The following is a 12,679-nucleotide window of genomic DNA, read 5'->3' on the forward strand; positions in this document are numbered from 1 at the left end:
AAGGGCAGCTTCGAGACAACAGGCATGTCTTGAGACATGGCTTCAGACATGGGAGGCCCCATGAACAGAAGCGCCGCCGTGCCCCTCGGCGCGGCCTTACTCCTTCTCCTCGGCACGGCCGTGCCCGTCGCCGCGGGAACCCCCGGCGACGGCGCGGCCACCGACGGGGCGACGCTCTACCGCGACAACACGGTCGACGTCTCCTACCGCCAGGTCGCCCCCGGCGACGCGGCGTGGAGCCAGGTCCCGGCCGCCCTCCGCGGCAGAGCGACGGAGGGCTCGTACGTCGCCCGGCTCCAGCTCGAGAACGTCTCCGATCACCCCGTCTCCAAATGGTCGCTGACCTTCGAGCTCTCTGACCGCATCACGGACACCTCCGCCGCGAAGCTCGCCGCCCCCCAGGACGCGCGCACGACGCTCCAGGGCGTCGGCCCCACGAACACCCTCCAGCCGGGCAGGACCGAGACCGTCTGGTACCGCGCCGAGCCCGGCGCCAAGGCCGATACCCCGACCTGGGCGTCCTTCGCCAAGCACGGCATCTCGCCGACGGAGGACACCGACGGCGACCGCCTCCCCGACGACCTGGAGGTGCGCGCCAAGCTCGACCCCAAGTCCGAGGACACCGACGGCGACGGCCTCTCCGACTTCGCCGAGCTCGGCTACCGCTTCAGCAGCCCGCTCAAGGCCGACACCGACGGCGACGGCACCAAGGACGGCGCCGAGGACACCGACCAGGACGGCCTCACGGACGCCCGCGAGCTCAAGCTCCGCACCACGCCCACGCGCGCCGACACCGACCAGGACGGCCTCACGGACGCCCGCGAGCTGAAGCTCCGCACGGAGCCTACCAAGGCCGACACCGACGGCGACGGCGTCCAGGACGGCGAGGAGACGAGGCTCAACGCCTCCCCCCGCGCTAAGAACTCCGCCTTCGACGTGACCCGCCGCGCAGACGGCGGCGCCACCGCCGCCGAGGCCACGCTCAAGGGCCTGCGCGCCAAGCAGGTCGGCGGCTTCCAGGTCACCAGGCTCCCTGCCAAGCAGCGGGAGTTCCCGGAGTCCACTCCGGGCTACCTCGGGAACGGCTTCCAGGTCTCCGCCCCCGCGGACGGCGCCGCAAGGCTCACCTTCCGCCTCGACCCCGACCGTACGGAGGGCACCGCACCGGCCCTCTACCGCTACGACGAGAAGGCCCGCCACCTCGTCAAGCAGTCGGGCCAGCAGCGCAGCGGCAGCACGATCACGGCCACGGCCGACGGCTCCGCCAAGTACGTCGTCCTCGACAGCCACGCCTTCGACAAGGCAGGCCCCAAGGCCCCTGGCAAGCGAATCCTCTCCGACGGCCCCGGCGACGGCGGAGACCCGGGTGACCCGGGCGACCCGCCCCCGACCGACATGCTGATCCACCAGTCGTCCTTCCGCGAGGGCCGCCGCAAGGCCCCCGACCCCCAGCACCCGCCCGTCCCGGCCGACCCGCGCGTCGCCGACGACCTCACCTTCAACGACTACAACTTCGACGAACTCACCGACCTCGGCTGGGAGTTCTGGGTCGCCCGCATCACGCCCGAGTCCTGGATGTGGGCCGAGTTCAACGACATCATGAACTTCGGCAAGCTCGGCGCCGACGCCGACTACGCCCAGTCCGTCGACGACCTCCGCAACGCCTTCCGCTACGGCCGCGGCGGCCAGAGCGCGGGCACGGTCACCGTCGACGACAACTTCGACCCCGGCCGCTACCTCTACCGCGGCTCCGGCACGGCCCTCTCCCGCGCCGTCGGCGCCTCACCGCAGGAGAAGACGTACACCGACAAGGCCGGCCAGATCATCAAGCAGTCCCTCATCGACAACAAGGGCCGCACCGATCAGCTCAAGGTCCAGGAGGACCTCTCCAAGAACTTCCTCTTCCAGGAGTTCCTCCGCCAGGACGTGAAGTACCCGGTGTACGACTTCTCGCTCTGGGACGCCAACCAGCGCGCCCTCTCCATCGCGATCCACCAGTTCCACGGCCACACGATCGCGCTGAAGGACTACAAGGTCGAGGGCAACTCCTTCTCCGGCAAGCTCGTCTTCCACTCCTACGACCACTTCGGTCTCGACCCGGACGACGAGATCACGGAGTACGGCTTCATCGACTGGTTTACGCTCCAGCACTATGACCGGTTCGACGGGAAGTACCCCCCGCCGATTGCGCAGGCGGACATCGAGATCCCCATCAGCGGCACGTTCTGACCTCGCCGACCTGATGCCCCACAGGCGCTCGCCGGGCCGGGTCCTGGTCGTCACGCTGCTCGTCGTGACGGCCGGGTACCTGGCCTGGCGGGTCGCCGTCCTCGCGGGCCTGGATGCCCACTTCGGCAGCGGCTTCGACGAGCAGCGCTTCAACCGGCTGCAGCAGGAGTACGACCGCCGCGAGGACGCCTTCGCCCAGGCCGACGCCCGGATGCGGAAGCTGATCGCGGAACACCCCCGCGCCGAACGCATCGACTGGAGCCGGTACCGGACCTGCGTCCGCGAGCCCGGCCGCCCCTCCGACACGTGCACGACGACGCCCCCGCGCGACCAGAAGGTGTACGACGCCCTCTGGGGCGTCAGTGTGATCCTCTACCAGCCCAAGGACGAGGGCCGCACGTTCTACCGCTTCTACCACGAGGACCCCCCGCGCTACACGATCATGCGCGCCCCCGAGGACACCGCGGAGGAGGCCGAGGAGTACGCGGACGCCCACGGCTTCCGCTCCACCCGCCCCCTCGGGCCCGGCTGGACGATCCTCGGCCCGATCGACGACATCGGCCGCGAGGAGAAGCAGTTCCCGTAGGAGGGCTCGCGGAACGCTTCGCCGGGAAGCAGCAGGGAAGCAGCAGGCACGAGAGGAGACCCCCACCCCCGTGAACACGTTACTGATCACCGCCGACCGTGTCATCGCAGGCCCCGCGGACCGGGTGACTGCCGACGGCGCCGTGCTCGTCGACGAGAGCACCGGCGCCGTATCCGCCGTCGGCCCCGCCGCCGAGCTGGACGGACCGCTACCTGCGGCCCCGGCTGCTCAGTGAGGACGACGACACGGGCATGGCCGTCAAGGACCTGGTCGGTCCCCTGCTGACGCTGACCGTCCTGCTCCTCGCGTTTGTCCTGGTCACGGCCAACGGGTCCTACGGCAAGGCCGAGGTCGCTGCGCGCGGCGAGGCCAGGGCGCTGGACCAGCTCGTGGAGACCGCCGAGTACGCGCCCGAGCTGCAGCGTGCCCGCATCCAGGCCGACGCCGTCTGCTACGCACGCGCTGTCCGCACCCAGGAATGGCCGGCCATGGCCGACGGCAAGGGCTCCGCCGCACCGAGTGTGTGGTCGACGGATTTCCGGCAGACCTTCAAGACCCTGGAGGGCAAGCCGGCCTTCGGCATGCTGATCACCGCCGACAACAAGCGCTCCGACGAACGGGAGGAGCGCCTCACCCAGGCCACCGCCAGCATCCCCAGTGCCATCCTCTGGTTCCTGCTCGCCACCCTGGCCATCACCGTGGTGGCCCTCGGCATCTGCCTGCCCCGCAAGAACAACCGCGGCCAACTGATCACGCTCGTCGTGATCACCGCGCTGCTGACGACGGCGCTGTGCATCATCCGGGACGTCGACCGCCCCTTCGGCGGCATCATCAACGTCGAACCGACGGCGATCACCGAGGCCGAACGCCAGGCGACCCGCGACTTCACGACGAACCACCCGGCCTCCGAACTCCCCTGCGACGACCAGGGCAACCGCCGGGCCGCCTGACCGCGGCGGTGGAGCAGCGCCGTTCCCATGGGGGTAGGTCAAGCACGTCAGTTGGCAGCGCGACGACATCGCGAATCCTGTGCCAGAACCGGTTCTCGTGAACATGGCCACGGGGAGGGTCGCAGACGGCGGCGCTGCCACCCCCTGCCCGGGACACCACACCCCAGACCGCTGATCTCCGGATGAAGAGGTGTGGATGGTGATCCGGTTCGGGGGCAAGCGGGTGTGGAGCAGGTGGGACTGCTCACCGGGCCCCGGCCTCCCCTTCCGCAGGCGCAGGTGACCGTCCAGGGCGTGCGGCTGCACGTCGGGCCTACAGGCGAAGTCCTGGACCGGGCGGCGGTGGTCGAGCTGCAGGCGGCGCTGAGCGCGTGGCTGCACTTCACGAAGGACACCGGACAGCCCGCCCCGCAAGGCGATGGCCCCACCTCACACCGCCGCTCCCGTCCCGGGCCCGGGACGGCGGCCGGCTGTCGGACACGTCCGTACACGAGACCCGCGACCGAGACCGCCGCGGCCGCAAGAGCCGTCACGGCCGTGGCGGACCTGCTGTTCCTGGTCTTGGACGTCCTCGAGGAGCTGACCGTCCGCACCTCGCGGCCGGTCAGCGGATGCCTTGAAGCCCCGGGCCCAGACCACGCCTTCGAGGCCGTCCTCCGGCGCGCGGTCCAGGTACCCCGGGCACCGTCGCGGTCGTCGACGCCTCGGGGTCGACCGCCGGGCCCAGGCGCCGGCGGGCCGTGGCCGTCGCGGCCTTCACCGCGGCCAGGACCTCGCGAACCTCCAGGGCGATTCTGCCGAGCGCCTCGGTCAGAGTCTCGACCGTGGTGAGGGCGTCTTCGGCGACCGCCTTGCTCCAGCCATCCGCCTCAACCTCGTCCGCGAGGTTGCAGGCACTCACCGCCGCCTGATCGGCGTACTCCTCGACTTTGGACAGCGCCCGCTCCACCTGTCGGCGTACTCGTCGAAGTGCTCAATCCCGTACGGATGAACGGGCTCTGACGCTGATCTTGTGATGGCCTGGATGCGCGATCACACTGGGTACGTTGTCGCCATGTCCCTCGAACCTCGCAGCCGTGAAGAGCTGGTCACCTTCCTGAGTGACCTGCACAAAGAGTTCCGTGCCCACGGCCACGAGTGGGAGAACAACACCCTCGGCGGATTCCTTGAAGCGCTCACCGCATGGGTGCACGACTCCCCGGGTGCATACCGCTACACGGGAGAACAAATCCCGCCTGATGGAGACTGGACCTTCATGGCCCGAGCCCTCCGCGCAGCCACCATCTACGAGTAGAGCGGCGCTCTACGCCCACTCCAGTGCGTCACAAGATCAGCGACAGACCCGAGGAACGTGCTCAGCATTCTGGCTGTGGGGCTTTCCACGCGAGAGCCGGGAACGGCTCGTCGTGCGAGCCGAGCCAGGGATGATCGATTCATGCGAGGTAGCTTCGACGACGCCCCCTTGACCGCGCTCTTCCCTCTCTCGACGACGGCTGATGCGGACTCTCTGAATCAAGCGGTACGCACGGTCGACGCGGCCTGTGTTGGCAGAGACACGGCGGACTGGGAGTGGTTCCCGGAGCACGCCGCCTTCCCAGGGGCGTGGCTAGGGACACCCGTTGTCCTCGGCGCGGATGTCATCCAGCACGCCGACGGGGTCGATCAGCTGGAGTTCCTGCTTCAGGTGGTGTGGACAGAAGCGGGACAGCTCGCGGTCGACGCGGCCGTGAACGTGGCCTGCTGGTGCGACACCGATCACGCCACCCATGACGTTGACGCCATCAGGCTCGAGATCGGCAATGACACCTCGCTGCCCGAAGCCTTCCGCGCCGGCGTTGAACGTCTGACCAGCTGGCTGGCTGCCCCTCACAACGCGGACTACTGGCGCGCCCGAGCAGGGCTGCCTCCCCGGTAACCCACTGAGGGGCCGGGCACGTTCATCCGTACGCGGCTGGGCACGTTCACGGTTCTGGCAAGATTTTCGTAGCCGGAGAACGGTATCGCCATAGCCCTCAGCGAGGCGCCTACGCCGACTGACGCCGCGCCACAAAGTCGTACTGATCGCGCACCAACGCCGGCACTACGCGGCCCGGCCCACCGCCACACGAAGATGATCTCCGGCTACGAATCTGCTCCGGACGTGGCGGAGGGTCATTGAGTGGGCCTATTGGCGAGGAGGACGGTCGGCGGTGGCGATGGCGTCGATCTCCGTGAGGGTGTCCCGCCATGCTTCGCGCCATTCCCTCCGGCGGAAATCATCGACCATGACCGAGTCGACGCCTTCATCCGTGTCCAAGGGCCACAACGGGGTATCGCCGGTAGCGAGGCAGACTCGGGCGAGCAGGCTGCGCCGGACGAGGTCGCGCAACCGTTCCACGGCGTGCGCGACCGCTTCTCCGGCAAGCAGGCCATCGGGAACGGTCGAGATCTTCCGGACGTCCTTGAGGAGATCCTTTTTTTCATGGCGCCGCCATGGACGAGCTTGGACCGGAGCGCGTAGATCACGCCCACGTCTTTGAAGATCTTGTCGGCTGGGTCAAGGTCGGTGGACAGCAGCGTCGCAGCGCGGGTTTTCAATCGCAGCGTGACGTCGTCCTTCTCCTTTCCGGACAGCACAGCCTCGAAGGCGGTCGCCAGGTCAACGATCTGTTCGTACCAGACGTGCGCGTGGAAGGACAAAAGGAACTTCTGCATCGCCATGGCAAACGATGTGAATACCATTTCCGGTCGCGCCTGCTGTGCAGCGTCGAGGAGCCGCCCGAGGCCGTCAACACGGCCGACATCCTCCGAGCCGAGGGTGATCACTCGTGCAGCCAGCTGCGTCGGAGATGCGAACCCAGGCCCCGCGCCCCGGAAGCGGACCACGATGGGCTTGAACTCTCGGACCGGGTGGGTTTCCCCTTGAATCTCCAACATCGACTCGCTGGTGCCCGGCTTCAACAGCCGCACCAGCAGCAGGAACCGCTCGATCCGCTGCGACAGCGGCTCGCGCAGGTCGAACGGCTTCGATCCGCTGTCGCGCGCGATGACGACGCTCTCCGGAGGTGCGAAAGCGTCCGGCCAGACTCGACCACCGGCGCTCGCCGCCCCAGGGATCACCGTCGAAATGACTCGGTGCAGCTCGCTACTGTGTCCACTTGCTTCCGAGATCACCGGCTCCACCCGGACGTCGGTGAACTCGACTGACTGGCCGTCCGCGGTGGTCATGTGGGAAACCACCCGGCAGCACGCGACCTCGAACGTGTCCGCCTGGACTGCCGGGACCAGGTCGTGTAGCGATTGCTCGGCGGCGGCCCGTCAGGGGAGAACTCCTCGTGCGCACTAGTCAGCCGGGCGATGAACGTCTCGAGAAAGCTGAAGATCAATCCACTAGGGGACTCGCGCTCGCCCAATGGGAGGTCGGCGCCGAACCGAGGGTGAGCAGCGGCAATCGCGTCCTCAAGCGCCTGGTACTCGGCCAGCACCATGACGGAGTCGCCGAAGTAATCTCGCCCGACCTCCATGTACGGGTGAAATGCTGGTGGCGGAACCACCCGCTCCTGCCGAAGCCGAAGCCATGCCGCAGCTAGGAATGCCCGCCCCGCGGCTTGCAGGCGGCCCTCGATGTCGTTCACTCACCCAGCATGGTCGACCGCTCAGCTACCTGCACGTGGGTTGCCACTGATCCAATTCCGTGTCGCCTCGATCATCTAGCTAGGCGCGAGGCGACCGGCCGTAGCGGCTAATCAGAACATGCGTCTCGACACGGACCGATCAGGCCCAGGATGGCCGTCGTGTCAGCTGTGCCTGTCACCACGACGTCGGCGCAGGTCCTGCGGGCTCAGCAGCCCGGACAGATGTCGGCGTACTCGTTTCTCTCACGTGTACGCCATAACAGGACGGCCTCGAAGTGCCGGCGGCCGATTGCTACGATGTCCGGCTGGCGCTTCACCCGGTCGAGCGCGGGCTGGTGTAGCCGCTCAGGCATCACCAGCGTTCACAATATCCTCCAGTATCGGGGCGAGGCGTGCCGACATGCGAGGTGCCAGCGTCAGCATGTCCTGTGCGATCCGTGCCACGTTCTTCGCTTCGGCGCCCTTTCCAGCGTCAACGAGGGCACCCGCTGCGTTGGTCTCAGCGGTCACGACCTCCTCCCACAGCCCCACGGACTCCCACTCCGCACAGGCCCGAAGATAGTAGTCAGCCGCCTGCTCCGCGGTGCCGGTAACCTGCATCAGAAGGCCAAGATTATTGAGAGCAGATGCCCGGATATTGGGGTTATTTGCTCCCGCACTGCTCGCTAAGAACAGGGAGGCTCGCGCTTCATCGACGCGCCTTCTATCCAAGGGCGCACCATCTCTCAGCTGCTCGACAATTGCAGTGCCGATACTTAGCTTACATTGAAAGACGAGCGAATCCTCCATAAAGCCGAATTCCGACAGACTGCTCAGGGCGGCCCGAGCATATTCCTCACATTTCGAAAGGTTGCGCATCTCCGGAACATTGAAGTACGCTTGCGCGATTGCGAGTTGCACGTCCACAAGTCGGAGTTTGTCGGACATGCTGTGGGCCATATCGCAGGCCTCTAGGTAGAATCCGAGACAGGTTGGCGACCCGTCATACGCCGCCTCATCACCCTTCTGGACAAGTGCCGAGTACCGCCTGTTAGTGGAAATCCGATAGGCCGTGGCATGACTGGAGTCGGTGTCGGGCTCGCCAGCCGGCTCCATGGCTGCATGTTCGCTGAACGAGATTCGTGCAGCGATGGCATAAAGCCGCGAAGCCAAGGCGTGGTCGCCCTGACGCTCTGCCTCCAAGGCAAGGATCCTCGTAATGTGAAGCGGAGCACTCTCCGGCCCCATATCTTGTTCCTCCGGCGGGAAAGCGTGAAGCGCTGCCAGGGCACGCTGCAGGAAAGCCGACCACTCCTCGGGGCGCTGTTCGGCGAGGAGATCGTCCCGCAGCACTTGCATCGCTGGTAGGGCCAAGCCCCAGACAGCCCCGCTCAGGAGCAGTTCCATTGCATGCCACAAGTTCTGGCGCTCCAGCAGTCTCGGGCCGACGGACCGCTCTAGGTTGCCAAGAAATGACCGAGTCCTCTGCGAGACAGTGATCGCCTGCGAGTAGACCAGCCAAAGTAGCTTGAAGAGCTGGGCACGTGCCTCCGAATCCCGCCCGCTGAGCGCTGCGACGGTGATGTCGAAACCATCTCGTAGGGCCAGTGGTGCGAGCGGGTGAATCATGTACGCGCCATCAGCACGCAAGGATGCGAGTCCGGCAGACGCTGCTGGTCGAAGCTCCCGGGCCAAGGTGTCCAGGGGCGCATCGCCGCCGATATGTAGCCCCTTGAGATCCAGAAGCCCACAGAACAATTGCCAGTCAAAGGCAGAAATGAATCCCTGAAACAGGCCCAGAGCAATTGGAAGCGCCGGAGCGGTCGTCAACCGGACATCATAGGTAGAAATTCTCGATGAGCCAAGAAGTTGGGCGCCGAGCCGATCGCTTCCGACAGACCCCATACGCAACTCGTCCAGGAGTTCATGGACGTCATTGATAGTCGCCGAGTTTATGGCGGCCACGATGGTCGGCAGTTGCAGCACGACGGCTGGAAGGCCCTGCGTCCATTCCAATAGTGCAGCTGCTGCTGGAAAAGCCTCTGAATTCAAACCGGCGACTGCTGCAAGGGATTTTCTTTCTTCGGCGTCGAGCCCGTCAAGTAGAATGATGTCCAAGTTCGGAAGGTCGATCGGCGAGCGCCCTGTCAACAGCACTCGCGCCTGGCCTTCGCCCAGCAAATTCAACAGGCGCAGCAACTCGCGCCGGTTCTTCTCGTCCCATCGCGCATCGGAGTTCTCACTGAAGGCCCCATCAATGTCCTCGAAGATCCACAGGACATTTTTGCCTGGCGTCGGCTGTACTTGGCAATCCTGCGTAGACATGCGCACTCGATCTTTAATCATTCTCTTTAGCGCGGTGTAGGACGAGCACTCCCGCATGTCCACAATCACAGCAGACCGAACCAATTTGGTCGCTGTAGCCCACCGGGCAAACTCTCCCACCATCGCGCTCTTTCCGACACCAGCGAGTCCCGCAATTTCAACGTACGTGTGATTTCGGAATGCTCGTTCAAGGTACAGAAAGACATGGTCGTAGCCAACGAAAGGCCTCTTGGCAGATCGCGGCCCATCGCCCCCGGCCGGATCCACGACCCAAGCGTTGGCCGGCGTGGCTGTGCTCACTCCGATGTCCAGTGCTGGAACCTCTGAACTGCTGCCGAGGATTGGATTGTCCTCAAACCCGTAGACCACCGGCACAGCCCAGGCCAAGTCGCTAGGGCTACTCCCTCGACCTGCCTCTCTTCGGCGCGCGTACGACACGGACTCACCGATCGATCGGCCCGCTGCCAGAGCGGCGTAGGTATCTGTGATCAACCGACTGGCGTTGGCCACGTAGATGTTGTAGCTCATCGCCAGCACATTCTGAACGCCGGCGTCGAGAACATCGGTTGCAACAGATCCGAAGGCGTTCGTGGTCGGCTGCCCAGAGGCATCGCCAGGCACCCGTTCCCCGTAACCTGACCGGCAGGCGTTGAGAAGAAGAAAGCGGACTCCGCAGTCAGCCAGTAGATTACCGACTTCACGCCCTGTCCTTTCATCAGCCCCGCCGGTCTCACCCTCGAAACGCAGATAGCCTCTCTTCGCACCGTGAGAGAAGATCGAGGCGCGATATGAGCCATGCCCATCAAAATGGACTGCGTCGTAGGGCTGCCCCGCGGACACCGCCCGCCTGAGGGTAACTTCAAGAGAACTGAACGTAGGGGGCCGCAGCACGGACACCTGCAAGACCGGCGTTGATGCCGCGGCGTTCATGATGCAGGTGGCGACCGAGCGAAACGGTACGTCTTCCTCCCCTGAGGGTCGGGCAATAACGAGTAGGAGGCGTAGACGCTCGGTCACTCGCGTGGTTCCTGTGTCGGTGGTGGCCTGCCCCGCCAAGCGGACGAAGGATGCCACACGCAGCGACAGTGGCTGTTCCTGCTCAGGCTCGAGAAGAAGCTCCCATGGCGTCCAGCCAGGAAACGCCGTATCGTTGATGCGGACATGCAGGCCTGCGACAAGGGCCGAGTCGGCGAGCGCCGTGCGAATCGCAGATGCTTCCCGAGAGCCAAATAGGGCAGACCCCAACGAGCGCCCTACATCCCGAGAGCGGGAGCTGGCCAGTACGGCCATGGCATCCGCCGCAGAGCTGCGCAGCTTCGGATAGTCCTCGATAAGCCACCTCACGTCGGCAAGGTCAGCATCTACGCCCGGCATCACAACGACGAAGTCAGCAGTTAGAGCCCGTCCCGGTGTCTCAAGTGTGAGTTCGCAGCGCGATAATCCCAAGCCCGTACGGGTTACCAGCATCGTCAGCTTATCGGTCGATCCCATCATTTCTCCCTTCTCGGATGACCTCAAGGCTTCCAGACGTTAAGCCATCATCAACCGCTCGCGAACGGGATGCCACTGCAGTAGAAAATGAAGCACGCGGGAGGACGGTGAGGTGCGATGCGCGATGAGCAAACGGTGGCATGGTTTGGGCAGGATCCCCCCATTGGGGATTGGAAAGTCGATGCGGCAGTCACTCTGCTTCGCGATCTAGATGATGGCGTGCTGGCTGACGAACTGGCAGCGGAAAGTGCCGGATCGTTGGTCGACACGTTTGCCGGCGACCGACTCTTCGGGCGGCGCCTATTCAGCCGGTTCATGAGGACGACGCATCTGTGTGGATTCCTCCCTGAAAGCGGCGCAGGTCAGATCCTTCCTGCATCGGCAGCACTGCCCGATCAGAGTCTGCAGACCAAGCGGCTGAAAATCACACTCGACGGACTGCACGTTGCGCGCTATCCAGGCCGGGGCACCCACGAACTATTGTTTGACTTTGTTGTTCAGTATCAGCCCTCCACTAGAGGAACATCTGGGTTTCATTATAATTCCCGCTTTCAGGCAAAGAACGGTGAAACCGTCCCGGTCCACAATTTTCCGATCTTTCATGGACTCGAGCCGCGCGTCGATGGAATTTCTTTTGGGTTTCAGACCATCAATCTTTCCAGCACTTTTGATCAAGGGGTCCTCGACTTCCTTGCGGCCGACGAATTCAAGCTTGGCCTGTCGCTTCTCGGAGCGACAAATTCTCTGCTCGGTCAGCTGTCAGAAATAGCTTCAAGCCTGACCAGGTGGATAGCCAGCCAGAGTAAGAATGTGAAAGTGCAGGAGTTTCGCCAGGGCCTCGATTTCTCGCCCGGACGTCTTGGCGCCGGCCTCGCCGAGGGCTCATATATCATTGTCCAAGTGCCGCAGGAAAACGCAAATGAATGGGACTGGAGTGAATGGTCGGTGGACGGCACGCTCATGAGACTGGTGCACCGCGGCCACCCGTCAACCACTTTGGACTTCAATCACCTCGTTTTCGGAGTTCGCGCGATGGCGGGGTAGGGGCCCTGGCGGTACGAGCAGAGGCGGGAACAACTGGAGGAGCTGTTCACCGACACAGCGCTCGGGCCGCCGTGGACGCTTGCCCGATGACCATGGACAGGGATGAAGCAGCACGGTGGATGACGGAATGGGCGGCCGTCGGCATGGAAGGCATCGTCGCCAAGCCGCTGAACCGACGGTACGAACCGTGGGCCAGAGGGTGGCGCAAGATCAGGCTCCGGCACTCTACGGAGGCGATCGTCGGGGCCGTCACGGGCACCCTGCGACGACCGACGGGCCCGCCTGGATGACACCGGGCACCTCCGGTAGGTGGGCCGCAGCACGGTCCTCTCGAACCACTTGAGCCAGGACATCGGAAGCCAGCTGACCCCGGCAACCGGCACCACGAGCTGGTGTGGCTCCGGCAGCGAGTCGCACTGATCGCGCACTTACGCCACCGCTACCCCGAACCCGCCGCCCGT

At 65.1% G+C, this 12,679-nt stretch carries 11 protein-coding genes; 7 read left to right on the forward strand and 4 right to left on the reverse strand.

Annotation, left to right across the window (positions count from 1 at the left end):
* Positions 1 to 60: 60 nt before the first annotated feature.
* The 4 genes from OG462_RS04860 (at position 61) to OG462_RS04875 (ending at position 3,765) form a co-directional block, all read left to right on the forward strand.
* A complete protein-coding gene (locus OG462_RS04860) occupies positions 61 to 2,229 on the forward strand; it encodes a DUF3289 family protein (RefSeq protein WP_406054773.1) in 2,169 nt (722 codons plus the stop codon).
* 13 nt (positions 2,230 to 2,242) lie between these two features.
* Positions 2,243 to 2,815 (forward strand): hypothetical protein, encoded by a 573-nt coding sequence (locus OG462_RS04865; RefSeq protein WP_406054775.1) that lies wholly within the window; start codon positions 2,243 to 2,245, stop codon positions 2,813 to 2,815.
* Positions 2,816 to 2,885: 70 nt separating this feature from the next.
* Positions 2,886 to 3,050, forward strand: a complete 165-nt coding sequence (locus tag OG462_RS04870; RefSeq protein WP_406054777.1) for a hypothetical protein — start codon at positions 2,886 to 2,888, stop codon at positions 3,048 to 3,050.
* Between the two features lie 16 nt (positions 3,051 to 3,066).
* Positions 3,067 to 3,765 carry a hypothetical protein gene (locus OG462_RS04875; RefSeq protein ID WP_406054778.1) on the forward strand — a complete coding sequence of 233 codons (699 nt, stop codon included), beginning with the start codon at positions 3,067 to 3,069 and terminating at the stop codon, positions 3,763 to 3,765.
* Positions 3,766 to 4,369: 604 nt separating this feature from the next.
* Here the strand turns inward: OG462_RS04875 and OG462_RS04880 are convergent.
* A complete protein-coding gene (locus OG462_RS04880) occupies positions 4,370 to 4,714 on the reverse strand; it encodes a hypothetical protein (protein WP_406054780.1) in 345 nt (114 codons plus the stop codon).
* 105 nt (positions 4,715 to 4,819) lie between these two features.
* Here OG462_RS04880 and OG462_RS04885 point away from each other — a divergent pair, with 105 nt between their 5' ends.
* The gene (locus tag OG462_RS04885; RefSeq protein ID WP_406054782.1) at positions 4,820 to 5,059 is read left to right on the forward strand and encodes a hypothetical protein; all 240 of its coding nucleotides are present in this window, start codon (positions 4,820 to 4,822) and stop codon (positions 5,057 to 5,059) included.
* A gap of 141 nt (positions 5,060 to 5,200) precedes the next feature.
* Positions 5,201 to 5,680 (forward strand): hypothetical protein, encoded by a 480-nt coding sequence (locus OG462_RS04890; RefSeq protein WP_406054784.1) that lies wholly within the window; start codon positions 5,201 to 5,203, stop codon positions 5,678 to 5,680.
* A gap of 236 nt (positions 5,681 to 5,916) precedes the next feature.
* On the opposite strand, the gene OG462_RS04895 is transcribed toward OG462_RS04890, so the two are convergent.
* From OG462_RS04895 to OG462_RS04905, 3 genes are all read right to left on the reverse strand, one after another.
* On the reverse strand, positions 5,917 to 6,972 hold the full coding sequence (locus OG462_RS04895; protein ID WP_406054786.1) for a hypothetical protein: 1,056 nt from the start codon (positions 6,970 to 6,972) through the stop codon (positions 5,917 to 5,919).
* On the reverse strand, positions 6,969 to 7,379 hold the full coding sequence (locus OG462_RS04900) for a hypothetical protein (protein ID WP_406054788.1): 411 nt from the start codon (positions 7,377 to 7,379) through the stop codon (positions 6,969 to 6,971). Before OG462_RS04900 ends, OG462_RS04895 begins: the two co-directional genes overlap by 4 nt.
* Positions 7,380 to 7,724: 345 nt before the next feature.
* Positions 7,725 to 11,177, reverse strand: a complete 3,453-nt coding sequence (locus tag OG462_RS04905) for a CHAT domain-containing protein (RefSeq protein ID WP_406054789.1) — start codon at positions 11,175 to 11,177, stop codon at positions 7,725 to 7,727.
* A 114-nt stretch (positions 11,178 to 11,291) separates the two neighbouring features.
* Here OG462_RS04905 and OG462_RS04910 point away from each other — a divergent pair, with 114 nt between their 5' ends.
* On the forward strand, positions 11,292 to 12,218 hold the full coding sequence (locus OG462_RS04910; RefSeq protein WP_406054791.1) for a hypothetical protein: 927 nt from the start codon (positions 11,292 to 11,294) through the stop codon (positions 12,216 to 12,218).
* Positions 12,219 to 12,679: the final 461 nt, after the last annotated feature.

This window comes from Streptomyces sp. NBC_01077, from assembly GCF_045162855.1.
In the GTDB taxonomy this organism is placed as follows: domain Bacteria; phylum Actinomycetota; class Actinomycetes; order Streptomycetales; family Streptomycetaceae; genus Streptomyces.